Source organism: Cupriavidus sp. SS-3 (assembly GCF_035818815.1).
GTDB classification, from domain to species: Bacteria; Pseudomonadota; Gammaproteobacteria; order Burkholderiales; family Burkholderiaceae; genus Cupriavidus; species Cupriavidus taiwanensis_C.
The window spans coordinates 218,518-234,690 of record NZ_JAYLVT010000004.1; the positions used below are offsets into that span (position 1 = coordinate 218,518).

Consider the following 16,173-nt stretch of genomic DNA (forward strand, 5'->3'; position numbering starts at 1 on the left):
CGGCGGGCGGACTGGCGGGCTCGTCTAGGCGGCCTCCGCCCGTGCCGTGGCCTGGCTGCGCGAGCGGTTGCCGTTGCCCACGGTCACCGCGGTGAAGATCGACAGCAGCTGGAAGCCGCCGATCATGAAGAAGACCCAGGCCGGCAGCCTGGCGTCCATCAGCGCGCCGAAGAACAGCGGGCCGCAGGCCAGGCCGATATCCAGCCCCGAGTAGACCACGCCGTAGACGCGCCCGGTGGCGCCGGCCGGGGCTGCCGCGCGCACCAGCAGGTCGCGCGAGGGCCCGGCGGTACCGGCGCCAAAGCCGATCACGCCCATCAGCACCGGCACCAGCAGCGCCGGCACCAGGTTCAGCCCCACCAGCACCGCCATCAGCCCCGACACAGTGAAGCTGACCGCGATCAGCCGGTCATGGTTGCTGGTGCGGCTGGCGGCAAAGCCGCCGACAATCATGCCGCCGGCACTGCACAGCATGTAGACCGTGTACGACGCGGTCGCCAGCGTGAACGGCATGCCATAGAGGTAGGTCAGCGCGGTGGGCGCGAAGCTCTGGATGCCGGCGGCCGAGAACGTCGTCAGCAGGAAGAAGCCCCAGCACACCCACACCTGCGGCAGGCGCAGGAAGCCCAGCACGCTGCCGCCCGCCCCCGCGGCCCTGGCGGCGGGCCGGCCCACGGCGCCCTGCACTTCGCGCGGGTCCAGCACATGGCGCAGCGCCACCAGCACGGCCAGCACGATAAAGGCCACCGCCGAGGCCGCCGCCAGCGCCACGCGCCAGCTGGCCAGGTTGGCAATCGCCACCAGGAACAGGGGCGCCGCCGCCCAGCCCAGGTTGCCGGAAATGCCGTGCACCGAGAACGCGTGCCCCAGCCGCGGCTGCGACACATGCTTGTTCAGCAGCGTGAAGTCGGCCGGGTGGAACACGCCATTGCCCAGGCCCGCCACCGCCGCGCCCAACAGCAGTCCGGCATAGCCGCCGCTGGCCGACAGCAGCAAGGCGGCGGCGCCCAGGCAGGCCAGCCCGCCGAACAGCACCGGCCGCGCGCCGAAGCGATCCACCACGAAGCCCGACGCGGTCTGCACCACCGCCGAGACCGCGAAAAACACCGTCATCAGCAGGCCCAGCTCGGCATAGCTGAGCCCGAACTCGGCCTTGATCCACGGGAACAGCGGCGCCAGCAGCAGGTGGTAGAAGTGCGAGACCCCATGCGCCAGCCCCACCAGCCCGATCACCTGGGCGTCGTGGCGAAGGGAATTGGGCGTGGGTTCGAGGGTGGCGGTGGGCATGGCGCTGGCGTTCGGAAGGACGATGCGGTGGGCTGGGCGGCGGGCAAAAAAATACCGGCCGAAGCCCGCATCATAGAGGAAACCCCTGCCTGCCGCTGGCAGGGTGGCGGCCACGCCGCCCCGCGCCGGCCGATCCGTGCGCCGCGCGGGCCTTCACATCTGCTTGAACAGGTGCGCGTACTGGCGCGCCACCGGCAGCAGTTCCGGGCGGTCGCGCAGCCGCAGCGAGAGCCGGCCCAGCGACTGGTTGACCGCGCTGGCGACGCAACTGATGTTGACCACGGTGCCGCGATGCACCTGCCAGAAGCGCTCGGGATCGAGCTGCTGGGTCAGCTCGCGCAGGCTGGTGCGGATCAGCGCCTCGCCGGCGCCCGAGACCACGTTGACGTACTTGTCGGTGGCCTCCAGGTAGATCACTTCGTCGACCGGGATGATGCGCACTTCCTGCCCCACCAGCGCCTTGATAAAGCGCAGGTACTGGCGCTGCGGCGCGCCGGCCGCGCCCGGCGCGGCATGCTCGAGCGATTCGAGGCGCGCCAGCAACTGGCCGAGCCGGTCGGTGTCGGCCACCGCAGCCTCGTCATCGTCGTCTTCCGCTTCCGTCGAATCGGACAGCCGGGCCTTCAGGCGCTGCACGGTCGCCTCCAGCCGTTCGCGCTGCACCGGCTTGAGCACGTAGTCGACCGCGGCGCGCTCGAAGGCCTCCAGCGCAAACTGGTCGTAGGCGGTGACGAACACCACCAGCGGCGGCGCATCGAATTCGATCAGTTCGCGCGCCACGTCCATGCCGCTCATGCCAGGCATGCGGATATCGAGGAAGGCCACGCGCGGCTGGTGCTCGCGCGCCGCCGCCAGCGCGGCCACGCCGTCGTGGACCACGGACACGACCCGCGCCTCGGGCCACAGGGCCGCCAGTTCGGATTCCAGCACGCGGGCGAGCAGCGCTTCGTCGTCGGCTATCAGCAGGGTCGGGGTCATGGGGGCGTGGGGGGCGTTGGCGTTGGCAGCTTGATGGCGCTGCAGGCGCGCCGACACGGGCGAAACCTGCTGCGCTTGTTGTTTTCAGGTGAAACGACAGCGAGTGCGCGTCAGAGCCGTGGCATGGCCGGGGCAGAGACCGGCATGCCCTCCGGCACGGCGGTGACGGTCTGGGTCAAGGTGGGCGCTTCGGCCGGGCGCTCCAGCGGCAAGGTCAGCCGCACCACCACGCCGCGCGGCGTGTTCTCTTCCATCTGCATGGTTGCCGCCGCGCCGAAGATACGCGCCAGGCGCTCGCGCACATGGGTGATGCCCAGCCCCGAGCCCTTGCCTGAGGCATGACCGAACCCGACCCCGGTATCGGCGATCACCACCTGCACCGCGTTGTCGCCGGCCGCACGCGCCGACAGCCGGATATGGCCGCCGATCATGCAGGGCTCGATCCCATGCGTGACCGCGTTTTCCACCAGCGGCTGGATCAGCATCGGCGGGATTTCCACCTTCGCCAGATCGCGCGGCAGGTCGATGTCATACGAGAGCCGCTGGCCGAAGCGCATGGCCTGGATCTCGAGATAGCTGCGCAGCAGTTCGAACTCTTGCCGCAGCGTGCATTGCTCGGCGCGGGTATGCGCCAGCGACATGCGCAGGAAGCCGATCAGCCGCTGCAGCAGCTGCCGCGCCGCCGGCGGATCGGTGGCAATCAGGCCGTCGAGGTTGGCCAGCGAGTTGAACAGGAAGTGCGGCTCGATCTGCGCCTGCAGCGCCATCAGCTGCGCGCGCACCAGCTGCTTTTCGGCTTCCTCGCGCTGCAGCGCGTCCAGCGCCGCCTGCCGCTCCAGCGAAGCCAGCTTCTCGCGCGACCAGTAGAAATAGATCATCGACGCCGCCGCCAGCATGCCCACCACCAGGCACATGCGCAGCATGCCGCCGGCCTCGTCGGCCGACTTGGGCGGCAGGTCCAGCACCACGCGCGTGGCCCAGCTGCCGAACACCACGCCGGCCGGCACCGCCGCGGCGGCCAGCAGCAGGAAGGGCCAGCGGCGCGGCCGGTCGTTCCACCAGATCACCACGCGCGGGATGTCGATCAGCACCCAGATCGACAGCCCGATCAGCTGGCTGTAGACGAAGTTGTGCCACAGCGTGCCGCCGGTCTGGAAGCCGTAGTTCAGGCTGATGGCGATCACCGAGTTCATGCACAGCACGAACAGCAGGTCGCGCCCGAGGATATTCAGGCGGGACGGAATGGCGGTGCAGGCGTGTGAGAAGCAGCGGTCCATGGCGTTCATGTTAGCGCGGCTTTCGCCATGCGCAATACAGCGGGTGATGTGACGGCGACATGGGATGCGTCAGCCGCCCTGCCCGCTCACATCGCCAGACCGCGCGGGAGCCGGCGCGGACGCAGGCGCAGGCGCCGCGCTGCGGCCCGACAGCGCGTGCCACCATTGCCCGGACAGCACATAGCGTGGAAAGGTAATCCACTGCTCGGCCAGGATGCGTCCGGCGATGTCGGCCGGTCCGGCAAACGGCTCCGGCGCATGGGCCTCGAGCCGGTGGCCGCGGCCTTGCAGCGCCATCGACATGCCCATGCACACCAGCCCCAGCGCGATCGCCGGCAGGTTCAGGCGCAGCAGGCCATAGAGGCCCAGCACGGTGCCGGCCATGAACATCGGCACGGCCACGATATGCAGCAGCAGGTTGCGGGGATGCTGGTGGTTGCGGGCATAGCCGCGCCACTGCCAGCGCAGCAGCGGTTCGTCGTCGCGCATGATCGTCTCTCTCTCCCTTGCCCGGTCCTTGCCGACCGGCGGCCGTGCGCAAACTTTGCTGCGCTGCGGTACACGTGCGGCGCCGGCCGGGATGCCAGTGCGGGCACGTGCAGGGAATGTACCCCGCGGCGCGGGGAGAAGAAAGTCTGTTGCGACGAACGGCCGGCACGGGGTGCGAACGGCACCGGGCGGGTGCGGACGGCGTGTCCGCCGGCCCGCGGGGTGGCGCCGGCGCCGCGCGCCGCTCAGGCGGCCAGGGCCTGGCGGTCCTGTTCGGACAGCGCGCTGCTTACGGTATCGCGCGACAGGTGCGGCGCGAACATGTTGATGAAGGCGTGCGCATAGCCGCGCAGGTAGGCGCCGCGGCGCACTGCCACGCTGGTGGTGTTGGGCGCGAACAGGTGGTCGGCAGAGATCCGCACCAGGCCCGAGTCCTTGCGTTCGTCATAGGCCATCGAGGCGATGATGCCGACGCCCAGGTCCAGTTCGGCATAGGTCTTGATCACGTCGGCATCGAGCGCCGTCAGCACGATCTCGGGCTGCAGGCCCGCCTCGGCAAAGGCGCTGTCGATCTTGCGGCGGCCGGTAAAGCCGGCGTCGTAGGTGATCAGCTGGAAGTTCGCGACGTCTTCGAGCGTCGGTTCCGGCAGGCGCGTCAGCGGATGGTCCGGCGACACCACCAGCACGTGCTGCCAGCTATAGGCCTCGAACGAGGTCAGCCCGGCCTCGGTCGCGAGCGCCTCGGTGGCAATGCCGATATCGGCCTGCCCGGTCAGCAGCAGCTCGACGATATGCGTGGGCGACGCTTCCTGCAGCGCCAGCGTCACATGCGGGTACTCGCGGCGGAACGCCTGGACCACGCGCGGCAAGGCATAGCGCGCCTGCGTGTGGGTGGTGGCGACGGTAAGCCGGCCGGTGTGGCGGCCGGCGTATTCGTCGCCCGCCTGGCGCAGGTTCTCGGCCTCGAGCAGCAGGCGCTCGACGATGCGCACGATCTCGCGGCCGGGCTCGGTCAGCCCGGTCAGGCGCTTGCCGTAGCGCTCGAAGATCTCCACGCCCAGTTCCTCTTCCAGCTCGCGGATCTGGCGCGACACGCCGGGCTGCGAGGTATAGAGCGCGTTGGCGACCTCGGTCAGGTTGAACTGGCGGCGCACCGCCTCGCGGATCGAACGAAGTTGCTGGAAGTTCATCGTGCGGCCTCTTGTTTTTGGGTGGGGGCGGTGCCGTTGGCTTGCGTAAAGACGCGCAGCTGGCGCGGGCGCACGGCGAGCAGCTCGCCCTCGCGGAAGCCCGCGTGGCGGAAGCGCTCCAGCGGCAGCGCCACCTCGATCACGTCCTGGTTGTCTTCACGCTCGAGTTCGAGCTGCGCCACCGGGCCCAGCGTCAGCGCGCGGCGCAGCGTCACGGCGATGCCGTCGGCGCCAGGCGAATAGCGCTCCAGGTCCAGGTCGTGCGGGCGGACATAGGCGACCGCATCGCCGGCGGTCTCGTGGCCGCTGCCGATCACCGGCAGCACCGCCTCGCCGGTATGCAGCAGGCCGCCGCTCTCGCCGACTTCCAGGCGCCCGTGGAACAGGTTCACATTGCCGAGGAAGCCGAACACGAACGGCGTGGCGGGATGGTTGTAGACCGCCTCGGGCGAGCCGTGCTGCTCGACGCGGCCGCGGTTCATCAGCACTACCTGGTCAGCCACTTCCAGCGCTTCTTCCTGGTCGTGCGTGACGAACACGCTGGTCACGTGCAGTTCGTCGTGCAGGCGCCGCAGCCAGCGGCGCAGTTCCTTGCGCACCTTGGCGTCGAGCGCGCCGAAGGGCTCGTCGAGCAGCAGCACGCGCGGCTCCACCGCCAGCGCGCGCGCCAGGGCGATGCGCTGGCGCTGGCCGCCCGACAGCTGCGCCGGGTAGCGGTCGGCGAGCCAGTCGAGCTGGACCAGGTCGAGCAGCGCATGCACCTTCTCGCGGATCTGTGCTTCGCTGGGGCGCTCGGCGCGCGGCTTCACGCGCAGGCCGAAGGCGACGTTCTCGAACACGCTCATGTGCTTGAACAGCGCGTAATGCTGGAACACGAAGCCCACCTGGCGCTGGCGCACATGCTGGTCCGACGCATCGCGCCCGGCCAGCACGATCTGGCCGGCGTCGGCGCGCTCCAGGCCGGCGATGATGCGCAGCAGCGTGGTCTTGCCGCAGCCCGAAGGCCCCAGCAGCGCGGTCAGCTCGCCCTCGTCGAAATCGAGCGAGACATTGTCCAGCGCGACGAAATCGCCAAAGCGCTTCTCTACGTTCTTGACCTGGATGCTCATGATGCTTGTCCTTGCACTGAAGCCGGCAGGCTTGCCAGCGGCCGCTCGGGCGCGGCCTCTTCGGTTTCCTTGCGGGCGCGGAATTCCACCAGCGTCTTGATGCCGAGGGTCACCAGCGCCAGCAATGTCAGCAGCGACGCCACCGCGAACGCGGCCGCGAAGTTGTACTCGTTGTAGAGGATCTCCACGTGCAGCGGCATGGTGTTGGTCAGCCCGCGGATATGGCCCGACACCACCGACACCGCACCGAACTCGCCCATCGCCCGCGCATTGCACAGGATCACGCCGTACAGCAGGCCCCAGCGGATATTGGGCAGCGTGATATGGCGGAAGGTCTGCCAGCCGGAGGCGCCCAGCACGATCGCGGCCTCCTCCTCTTCGCTGCCCTGCGCCTGCATCAGCGGGATCAGTTCGCGCGCAACAAAGGGGAAAGTCACGAAGATGGTGGCCAGCACGATGCCCGGCACCGCGAACATGATCTTGATGTCGTGCGCTTGCAGCCACGGGCCCAGCCAGCCCTGCGCGCCGAACAGCAGCACGTAGACCAGGCCCGAGATCACCGGCGACACCGAGAACGGCAGGTCGATCAGCGTGATCAGCAGGTTCTTGCCGCGGAAATCGAACTTGGCGATGGCCCACGCCGCGGCCACGCCAAACACCACGTTCAGCGGCACCGCGATCGCCGCCACCGTCAGCGTGAGCTGGATCGCGGCCAGCGCGTCGGGCTCGACCAGCGCTTCCCAGTAGGTCTGCACGCCCTTGCGCAAGGCTTCATAGAACACCGACGCCAGCGGCACGAACAGGAACAGCGTCAGGAACAGCACCGCCACCGCGATCAGCGTGTAGCGCACCCATGGCGCCTCGCCGGTGGCGTCGAAGCGGTGATGGCCCCTGGCGCTGCCCTGCCCGCCGAGGCGTCCCGAGATTGATCCGGCCATCTCAGAACTCCTTGCCCGTGGCGGGCGCTTCTGCAGCCAGCGCGGCGCGCGCGCCGGACTGGTGGCGGCGCGTCCACGCCTGCAGCAGGTTGATCAGCAGCAGCAGCGCGAACGAGATCACCAGCATCACCACCGCCACCGCGGTGGCACCGGCGTAATCGTATTGCTCCAGCTTGGAATAGATCATCAGCGGCGCGATCTCGGACACCATCGGCATGTTGCCCGAGATAAACACCACCGAGCCGTACTCGCCGGTGGCGCGCGCGAAGGACAGTGCAAACCCGGTCAGCAGCGCCGGCAGGATCGCCGGCAGGATCACGCGGCGGAACGTTTGCAGCCGGTTGGCGCCCAGGCTGGCCGCGGCTTCTTCCAGTTCCTGCTCGACGTCTTCGAGCACCGGCTGCACCGTGCGCACCACGAACGGCAGGCCGATAAAGGTCAGCGCCACCACCACGCCCAGCGGCGTAAATGCGACCTTGATGCCTAGCGGCTCCAGGTAGCGGCCGATCCAGCCGTTGCCGGCGAACAGCGCGGTCAGCGCGATGCCGGCCACCGCGGTCGGCAACGCGAACGGCAGGTCGACCAGCGCATCGATCAGGCGCTTGCCGACAAAGCGGTAGCGCACCAGCACCCACGCCACGATCAGCCCGAACACGGTATTGACGATGGCGGCGATCAGCGACGCGCCGAAGCTCAGCTGCAGCGATGCCACCACGCGCGGCGCCGTGATCGACGTCCAGAACGCGTCCCACGTCATCGTGAAGGTCTTCAGGAACGTGGCCGACAGCGGCACCAGCACGATCAGCGTCAGGTAGAACAGCGTGAACCCGAGCGACAGGCCGAAGCCCGGCAGCACGGTGAAGCGCTGCCTGGACGGGTTGCGTGGCGCGCGCGCCGAACCGGACCCGGACGCGGACTCGGGCGGGCGGGGCGCCGCCGGCGGCGTGTCCGCCAGGGAAATGGATGGAGGCATGTCGTCTCGTTTGTGAGCGGTGCGCTGCCAGGCCGATGGCCAGGTCCGGCACGCCGTTCTTTATGACACCGGCGCATATTGCGCCGGCCTACGAGACAGATTCTGCAGATCCGTCTTTATAAAAAGAACGAATCTTTATGAATTTTCTTAGAAGGTTTAGATATAAGGGACAATCGAGGCAACTTCGACCCCGGCCTCCCAGGGGGTGATTGAAGCACTTGGAGCGCCGGCGTCGCCGGCTTGTGCAATACGCTGCACCAGGGTATCGAGCAGCGCGAGGCCCTCTGGCCACTCGCCAAGGCCCGAGTCGGCATTGATATGGCCGAGATGGCCCACGTCGACCAGCTCGCTGCCCCACAGCGTACCCCAGGAGAATGCGGTGCGCTGCGGCATCCAGGGGTCGTTGCGGCTGGCCGCGAGTATGGTCGGGAACGGCAGCCGGTAGGCGGGCAGCAAGGCCGCCACGCCGAACTTGTCCGGGTCGGCCGGCGCCACCAGCAAGGCGCCGGCGATGCCGACCGGGCCCAGCGCCGCCTGGCGCAGCGTGGCCAGGCAGCCGAAGCTGTGCGCCACCAGCACGGCTCCGCGCGCGGCCACGCGCCGGGCCCGCATCACGCCTTCGGAAACGCGCTCGGCCCATAGCGGCAGGCTCGGCCGCGACCAGTCATGCTGCTCCACCCGCTGCCAGTCCGGAAACTGCTGTTCCCAGCGGCTTTGCCAGTGCCCCGGGCCGCTCCCGTGCAAGCCGGGCACCGTCAGCACCTGCAGGTGACGGGGAATGTCCAGCCGCGTGGCACGGCCGGGTGCGGTCCTGTCCGATGGCGTCATACCGGCTCCTCGTTCAGTGCATGCAACGTCGCGGCATGGAATGCAGCGGCTGACCGATCCGCCGCGCGCAGCGCGGCCGCATTCACCAGCCCGCCGGCAAAGGCGCCCTGCCCCAGGCCGATGCCGGCTGCCTGCAGGCGCTCGATGCTTTCGGCGTCCTGCAGGCGCCGCCCGATCAGCGTCACGCCCGCGCTGGCAGCGCTGGCGCGCAGGCCGGACAGCTGGCGGTCGGTCCAGGTGCGGCGCATGTCCAGCTTGAGCCAGTCCGGCAGCGCATGGGCCATCAGCGCACCCGCCTCGGCCGGATCCGAGGCCTGCAGGCTCACCGCGAAGCCATTGCGGCGGTAGTTGCCCACCACATGCAGCAACAGCCCGAGATCGTCATTGGCGCTGGCCGGCACCTGGATCACAAAGCGCTCCAGCGGCAACCCCAGCGACTGCAGCGCGCGCCGGAAGGCCGCGCCGTGGTCATCGGCCACCGCGGCCAGCAGCCGGTTGTGCACGTTCAGCACCAGCTTGTGCCCGCCGTCGGCGGCAAAGTAGTTGATGGCATGCAGCAGGCGCGAGAGCCGGTCCAGTGACACCAGCGTGTGATCGTCCGCCGCCATCGCGAACAGCTTCCACGCCGCCAGGCCGACCCCGTCCTCGGCGTAGGTATGGATCGCGCCTTCGTGCGCCACCACCTGCCGGTCCGCCAGCGTGACCAGCGGCTCGAACGCGCTGGTCAGCGAGCAGTTGAAGAACTGGCCCTGCACCTGCCCGCGCGCATCGCGCCACAGTTGCCGGTCCGCCAGCGGCTGGCGCGGCAGCGATTCGAGATAGCGTTGGAGCGCAGACGCTGCGCCCGTGGGTTCATGCTCGCCTGGCATGGTGGTCCTTGGCTTGACCGGGCCAATCGGGCCCGCGGTCTGATGGGTGGATGGGTGATGGCTGATGGGCAAGCGCGACGCCAGCGGCTGCCTGCCTGCTCATGATAGAAGCTCGGCGCGCGCGAGCGTATGAAGATTAAGGACTGTCGATATGCGCCGCCCGGCACTACGGCGCAAGCCTGGCCGGGCGCGCCGCCGTCAGGCCGCCCAGCTCACATTCAGTGGCGCCGGCGCCGCGGGCGCGGCTGCCTGCGCACCGGCTTGCCCGGCCGCCGGCGGCGACGGCCGCATCACCCGCTGCAGCACCTCGGCTTCCAGTTGCGCAAAGCCCGCGGCACCGCGTTCGCGCGGACGCGCCAGCGCTACGCGCGTGTCCATGGCGATGCGCCCGTCCTCGATCAGCACGATGCGGTCGGCCAGCGCCACCGCTTCGGAGACATCGTGCGTGACCAGCAACGCGGTGAAGCCCAGGCGGCGCCACAGCGCTTCGATCAGCGCCTGCATTTCGATGCGCGTCAGCGCATCCAGCGCGCCCAGCGGTTCATCGAGCAGCAACAGCTGCGGGTGGTGCACCAGCGCGCGCGCCAGCGCCACGCGCTGGCGCTGGCCGCCTGACAGCCGTGCCGGCCAGGCCTGCGCGCGGTCGGCCAGCCCGACCTGGGCCAGCACCTGAGCCGCTTCCGCGCGGCGTGCGCGCGGCAGGCCCAGCGCCACGTTGTCCAGCACGCGCTTCCAGGGCAGCAGCCGCGCGTCCTGGAACATCACGCGCACGTCCGCCGACGGCGCGCGGCCCGTGGCAGCGGCCTCGCCGTCGATGGCGATGCTGCCGCCGTCGACCGCCTCTAGCCCCGCCACCAGCCGCAGCAAGGTGCTCTTGCCGCAGCCGCTGCGCCCGACGATGGCCAGGAACTCGCCCGGCGCGACGTCCAGCGCCACGTCGTGCAGCACGGTGCGGCCGTCGTAGCGCTTGACCACCTGGCTCACGCGCAGCGCCACGCCGCCCGCAGCCTTGCCGGGCACCACGTTGGCCGCGTTGGCCCCAGCGGACGCCTCGCGCCGCGCCAGGCCCGCTTCCAGCTCGGCCAGGGCCGCCTGTTCCACCGGATACATCTGCATCTCGATCTCCTTGCCTTGATTGGTTGCCGGCGCCGCTCAGGCCGCGGCGTAGCCCGGGTGCCAGCGCAGCCAGTAGCGCTCCAGTCCGCGCGACAGCCAGTCGGCCAGCTTGCCCAGCAGCGCATAGAGCAGGATGCCGACCAGCACCACGTCGGTTTGCAGGAACTCGCGCGCATTCATCGTCATGTAGCCGATGCCCGACTGCGCGGAGATGGTTTCCGCCACGATCAGCACCACCCACATCAGCCCCAGCGCGAAACGCACGCCCACCAGGATGCCCGGCAGCGCGCCGGGCAGGATCACCTCGCGATACAGCCGCCAGCCGGACAGGCCGTAGCTGCGCGCCATCTCCACCAGCCCCGCGTCGACCGAGCGGATGCCGTGGTAGGTATTCAGGTACACCGGGAAAAACACGCCCAGCGACACCAGGAACAGCTTGGCGCTCTCGTCGATGCCGAACCACAGGATCACCAGCGGGATCAGCGCCAGCGCGGGGATGTTGCGCACCATCTGCAGCGTGCTGTCGAGCAGCGTGGCGGCGGTGCGGAAGGTGCCCGTCAGCAGCCCCAGCAGCAGGCCCAGCCCGCCGCCGATGGCAAACCCCAGCAGCGCGCGCCAGGTGCTGACGCCGACGTGCCGCCACAGCTCGCCCGAGCGCGCCAGCTCCCACGCGGCCTGCACCACGGCCAGCGGGGCCGGCAGCACGCGGCTGGACAGCCAGCCGTTCTGCGAGGCCAGTTGCCACGCGACGATCAGCAGCATCGGCACGATCCACGGCGCGGCCGCGCGCCACAATGCCTGCGGCGCCTGGCGCGGCGGTGGCAATGGCGGAGTCGTCATGGTTGCGCCTCCCCTCAGCTTTGCGCGGCGCGCGGCACGATGCCGGTCGCCATGACTTCACCGAACGGGCCGGACAGCACCTTGCCCGGCAGCGTGTCGAACGTCGCGCGCACCGTGCGCGGCAGCAGCGGGAACACCAGTTCGGCGAAACGGTAGGCTTCTTCGAGGTGCGGATAGCCGGACAGCACGAAGGTGTCGATGCCCAGCGCGGCGTACTCGCGCAGGCGCTCGGCCACGGTATGCGGGTCACCCACCAGCGCGGTGCCGGCGCCGCCACGCACCAGCCCGACGCCGGCCCACAGGTTGGGGCTGATCTCCAGCGCCTCGCGCGTGCGGCGGGTGCCGCCCGCGTGCAGTGCGGCCATGCGGCGCTGGCCTTCGGAATCCATGTTGGCGAACACGGCCTGCGCGCGCGCCACGGTGTCGTCGTCGAGCCGGCTGATCAGGTCCTCGGCCGCGGCCCATGCGGCGTCATCGGTTTCGCGCACGATCACATGCAGGCGGATGCCGAACTTCACCGTGCGGCCGTGGCGCGCGGCGTGGCTGCGCACGTCGTCCAGCTTCTGCGCCACCGCCGCGGGCGGCTCGCCCCAGGTCAGGTAGGTATCGACCTGCTCGCCGGCCAGCGCATGCGCCGGCGCCGACGAGCCGCCGAAATAAACCGGCGGATGCGGCTGCTGCAGCGGCGGGTAGAGCACGGTGGCGCCCTTCACGCTGAGGTGCCTGCCCTCGTAATCGACCTTGCCCCCGTCATGGCTGGCGGCCAGCACCTGACGCCAGATGCGCAGGAATTCGGCCGAGGCCTCGTAACGCGCGGTGTGGTCGAGGAACAGGCCGTCGCCCTCCAGTTCGGCGCGATCGCCACCGGTGACGAGGTTGACCAGCAAGCGGCCACTGGAGATGCGGTCGAAGGTCGCGGCCATGCGCGCGGCCAGGGTCGGCGCCATCAGGCCCGGGCGCACCGCGACCAGGAATTTCAGGCGCTGCGTCACCGCGGCCAGCGCCGATGCCACCACCCACGGGTCTTCGCATGAGCGGCCCGTCGGGATCAGCACGCCTTCATAGCCCAGCGTGTCGGCGGCCACGGCGACCTGCCTGAGGTAATCGAAACCGACCGCGCGCGCGCCTTCGGAAGTGCCCAGGTAACGGCTGTCGCCGTGGGTGGGGATGAACCAGAATACTTGCATGTCGTGCTCCTGTTCTTGTTGGCCGGCGTGTCAGCGCCTGGCCTGCTGCTGCGGCGGGGCCCAGCGCGCATCGGCGACCCTGACAGGTTTGGGAATCAGCTTCAGCGCGTGAAACGCATCGGCAATGCGTTGCTGCTCGGCCAGCACCTCGGCGCTGACCGGGCGCGCGCCGTACGAGAAGCGCGACACCGCAAGCGCGAGCACATCGGCCGGCAGCCCGGTTTCACCGGTGAGCACCGTGGTGGCCTCCTTCGGGTGCTGTTGCGCCCAGGTGCCCAACGTGGCCAGTTCATCCAGGATCAGGCTGACGATCTCCGGCCGGGCCTGGGCATAGGGGCGCGACGCCAGGTAGAACTGGTGGTTGCTGACCACGTTCTTGCCATCCGCACCGCGGCCATCGGCCAGCACGCGCGCGCCCAGCTGCTTCTCGGCGGCGGCCAGGAACGGGTCCCAGATCACCCACGCATCCACCGCGCCGCGCTCGAAGGCGGCGCGCGCATCAGCCGGCGGCAGGTAGACCGGCTGGATCTCGCTGTAGGGAATGCCGGCCTGCTCCAGCTGGCGCACCAGCAGGTAATGCACGTTGGAGCCCTTGTTCAGCGCCACGCGCTTGCCGCGCAGGCCGGCCACCGAGCGCAGCGCCGAGCCCTTGGGCACGACGATGGCCTCGGCCACCGGTGCCGGCGGCTCGTTGCCGACATAGGCCAGCTGCGCCCCCGCGGCCTGGGCAAAGATCGGCGGCGCCTCGCCCACGGTGCCGAAGTCGATGGCGCCGACATTAAGGCCTTCAAGCAGTTGGGGCCCCGCCGGAAACTCGGTCCACCGGACGCTGATGCCTTGCGGCGCGAGGCGCTTTTCCAGCGTGCCGCGCGCCTTCAGCAGCGTCAGCGTGCCGTACTTCTGGTAGCCGATGCGCAGCACCTTGGCATCGATCTGGTTAGACTGCGCCTCGGCGCGGCCGGGCAGCAGCCCGTAGGCCAGGCCAGTGGCAAGCACCAGCGCGGCGGTAATGAGTCGGCGGCGCTGGCTTGACGTGCGCAGCGGCTTGATCGTTGTCATGTGAAGTCCTCCTTGGCCCGCGCCGATGTGCCGCGGGCCGTGTTCGATGTCCGGGATGTTCTGGCAGCACGCCGCCCTGCCGGCCCCGCGTGACGGGTGGCATCGCGTCGCTGCCGTCGCGCCGGGCTGGCCGGCGCCACTACAGTCAAGCCATCAGTTCAGGCGGAACATCGCTCGGCCGCCGCGATCGCGGCGGCGTGCCGGACGTAGGCGCCGGGCACCACGTCGAGCGGCACCTCGATGCGGGCATGCGCCAGCGCATCGCGCACGCGCAGCACGCCTTCGTCCAGCCGCGCGCCCAGCGCGGCATCGAAGCGCGCCTGGCGCGCGCCGGCGGCATCGACTGCTTCGATCTGCTGGTCCACGGCGAAGATGCCGGGCAGGATCTGGCGTGAGCCGAGCGCGGCCAGCACCGGCCGCAGCGCGTAGTCGATCGCCAGCGCATGCGCCAGGCTGCCGCCGGTGGCGATCGGCAGCACGATCTTGTCGCGCAGGCCGGTCTGCGGCAGCAGGTCCAGGAAGGCCTTGAGCAGCCCGCTGTAGGCGGCCTTGTAGACCGGCGTGGCCAGTACCACCACCTGGGCCTGCACCACCGCACGCAGGGCGCTATCGATGGCCGGGTCGTCCGTGCGCGCCGCGAGCAGCGGCCCGGCCGGAAGGTCGCGCAGGTCGAGGTGGCGGGTGCGTTCGCCTGCAGCCTCGAGCGCCGTGCGCAGGTGCGCCAGTACCAGGCCGGAGCGGGACTGGGCCGACGGACTGCCGGAGAGCGTCAGGATGGACATCGGGCTTCCTTGTTCTGGGGCACCGGCGGGCGCCGCGGCCGCCCACGCGGCCGGGTGCGCCGGTCCCGGGTTTTTACTTCTTGCCGGGCTGGTAGATCTGGTCGAACGAACCGCCATCGGCGAAGTGGGTCTTCTGCGCCTTTTGCCACCCGCCGAACACCTCGTCGATGGTGAACAGCTTCACCTTGGGGAAATTGGCGGCGTACTTGGCCGCGACCTTCTGCGAGATCGGGCGGTAGTAGTTCTTCGCCGCGATCTCCTGCCCTTCGTCGGTGTACAGGAACTGCAGGTAGGCCTCGGCCGCCTTGCGCGTGCCCTTCTTGTCGACCACCTTGTCGACCACGGCCACCGGCGGCTCCGCCAGGATCGACACTGACGGCGCAACGATGTCGAACTTGTCCGGCCCCAGCTCCTTGATCGCCAGGATGGCTTCGTTCTCCCACGCGATCAGCACATCGCCCAGCCCGCGCTCGACAAAGGTGGTGGTGGCGCCGCGCGCGCCCGAATCCAGCACCGGCACGTGCTTGAGCAGTTCGCCGACGAACTCGCGCGCCTTGGCGTCGTTGCCGCCCGGCTGGCGCAACGCATAGCCCCACGCCGCCAGGTAGTTCCAGCGCGCGCCGCCCGAGGTCTTGGGGTTGGGCGTGATCACCTGCACGCCGGGCTTGACCAGGTCGCCCCAGTCCTTGATGCCCTTGGGATTGCCCTTGCGCACCAGGAACACGATGGTCGAGGTGTACGGCGAGGCGTTGTGCGGCAGGCGCTTCTGCCAGTCCGGCTTGATCAGGCCTTTTTCCGCGATGGCGTCGATGTCGTAGCCCAGCGCCAGCGTGACCACGTCGGCGTCGAGCCCGTCGATCACCGAGCGTGCCTGCTTGCCCGAGCCGCCGTGCGACTGGCGCACGCTCACGGCGTCGCCACCCTGGGCCTTCCAGGCCTTGGCGAAGGCAGCGTTGACATCGACATACAGTTCGCGCGTCGGATCATAGGAAACGTTCAGCAGGTTGGCAGCGCTCGCGGTCTGCGCCGCGCTGATGGCTGCCAGAACGGCCAGGCCGATGGCCAGTTTGCGGATCATCTTGTGTTGCTCCCGTCAGTGTCGTGAATGGCGCCGTGCGCCTGTTTGCGTCGCCCGCCCTGGCGGGCCGGCTGGGGTCAGGAGCAAGACTACCGACGGGGCATTCCGAACGGAACGAAGGGTTTCGCCGATCCTTCGCTGTTTTCTGCATAAGATCCGGCGGAAATATGGGC

At 69.7% G+C, this 16,173-nt stretch carries 16 protein-coding genes; all 16 read right to left on the minus strand.

The window, feature by feature from the left end:
- Positions 1-24: 24 nt before the first annotated feature.
- Positions 25-1,287, minus strand: a complete 1,263-nt coding sequence (locus U9J39_RS08810) for an MFS transporter (RefSeq protein WP_115681456.1) — start codon at positions 1,285-1,287, stop codon at positions 25-27.
- A gap of 153 nt (positions 1,288-1,440) precedes the next feature.
- Positions 1,441-2,265 (minus strand): LytR/AlgR family response regulator transcription factor, encoded by an 825-nt coding sequence (locus U9J39_RS08815; RefSeq protein ID WP_012353034.1) that lies wholly within the window; start codon positions 2,263-2,265, stop codon positions 1,441-1,443.
- Between the two features lie 110 nt (positions 2,266-2,375).
- On the minus strand, positions 2,376-3,551 hold the full coding sequence (locus tag U9J39_RS08820) for a sensor histidine kinase (protein ID WP_115709832.1): 1,176 nt from the start codon (positions 3,549-3,551) through the stop codon (positions 2,376-2,378).
- A gap of 60 nt (positions 3,552-3,611) precedes the next feature.
- The gene (locus U9J39_RS08825) at positions 3,612-4,031 is read right to left on the minus strand and encodes a terminase (protein ID WP_115709834.1); all 420 of its coding nucleotides are present in this window, start codon (positions 4,029-4,031) and stop codon (positions 3,612-3,614) included.
- Positions 4,032-4,276: 245 nt separating this feature from the next.
- On the minus strand, positions 4,277-5,221 hold the full coding sequence (locus tag U9J39_RS08830; protein ID WP_111517800.1) for a CysB family HTH-type transcriptional regulator: 945 nt from the start codon (positions 5,219-5,221) through the stop codon (positions 4,277-4,279).
- Positions 5,218-6,330 carry a sulfate/molybdate ABC transporter ATP-binding protein gene (locus U9J39_RS08835; protein ID WP_115709836.1) on the minus strand — a complete coding sequence of 371 codons (1,113 nt, stop codon included), beginning with the start codon at positions 6,328-6,330 and terminating at the stop codon, positions 5,218-5,220. Before U9J39_RS08835 ends, U9J39_RS08830 begins: the two co-directional genes overlap by 4 nt.
- Positions 6,327-7,268 carry a sulfate ABC transporter permease subunit CysW gene (gene cysW, locus U9J39_RS08840; protein WP_115680441.1) on the minus strand — a complete coding sequence of 314 codons (942 nt, stop codon included), beginning with the start codon at positions 7,266-7,268 and terminating at the stop codon, positions 6,327-6,329. The genes U9J39_RS08835 and cysW overlap by 4 nt, the downstream gene beginning before the upstream one ends.
- A 1-nt stretch (position 7,269) precedes the next feature.
- Positions 7,270-8,241: a sulfate ABC transporter permease subunit CysT gene (gene cysT / locus U9J39_RS08845; protein ID WP_116312696.1), complete on the minus strand. Its 972-nt coding sequence runs from the start codon at positions 8,239-8,241 to the stop codon at positions 7,270-7,272.
- Between the two features lie 156 nt (positions 8,242-8,397).
- Positions 8,398-9,069, minus strand: a complete 672-nt coding sequence (locus tag U9J39_RS08850; protein WP_326346930.1) for an RBBP9/YdeN family alpha/beta hydrolase — start codon at positions 9,067-9,069, stop codon at positions 8,398-8,400.
- On the minus strand, positions 9,066-9,938 hold the full coding sequence (locus tag U9J39_RS08855; RefSeq protein WP_326346931.1) for an EAL domain-containing protein: 873 nt from the start codon (positions 9,936-9,938) through the stop codon (positions 9,066-9,068). The genes U9J39_RS08850 and U9J39_RS08855 overlap by 4 nt, the downstream gene beginning before the upstream one ends.
- A 198-nt stretch (positions 9,939-10,136) precedes the next feature.
- Positions 10,137-11,054 carry an ATP-binding cassette domain-containing protein gene (locus U9J39_RS08860; RefSeq protein ID WP_116312699.1) on the minus strand — a complete coding sequence of 306 codons (918 nt, stop codon included), beginning with the start codon at positions 11,052-11,054 and terminating at the stop codon, positions 10,137-10,139.
- A gap of 36 nt (positions 11,055-11,090) precedes the next feature.
- On the minus strand, positions 11,091-11,894 hold the full coding sequence (gene ssuC / locus U9J39_RS08865; protein WP_326346932.1) for an aliphatic sulfonate ABC transporter permease SsuC: 804 nt from the start codon (positions 11,892-11,894) through the stop codon (positions 11,091-11,093).
- A 14-nt stretch (positions 11,895-11,908) separates the two neighbouring features.
- Entirely contained in the window at positions 11,909-13,081 is a 1,173-nt protein-coding gene (gene ssuD / locus U9J39_RS08870) for an FMNH2-dependent alkanesulfonate monooxygenase (RefSeq protein ID WP_326346933.1), read from the minus strand.
- Between the two features lie 30 nt (positions 13,082-13,111).
- Positions 13,112-14,140, minus strand: a complete 1,029-nt coding sequence (locus U9J39_RS08875) for a sulfonate ABC transporter substrate-binding protein (RefSeq protein WP_326346934.1) — start codon at positions 14,138-14,140, stop codon at positions 13,112-13,114.
- Between the two features lie 158 nt (positions 14,141-14,298).
- Positions 14,299-14,922 carry an NADPH-dependent FMN reductase gene (ssuE, locus tag U9J39_RS08880; protein ID WP_326346935.1) on the minus strand — a complete coding sequence of 208 codons (624 nt, stop codon included), beginning with the start codon at positions 14,920-14,922 and terminating at the stop codon, positions 14,299-14,301.
- Positions 14,923-14,995: 73 nt separating this feature from the next.
- The gene (locus U9J39_RS08885) at positions 14,996-16,000 is read right to left on the minus strand and encodes a sulfate ABC transporter substrate-binding protein (RefSeq protein WP_115709856.1); all 1,005 of its coding nucleotides are present in this window, start codon (positions 15,998-16,000) and stop codon (positions 14,996-14,998) included.
- Positions 16,001-16,173: the final 173 nt, after the last annotated feature.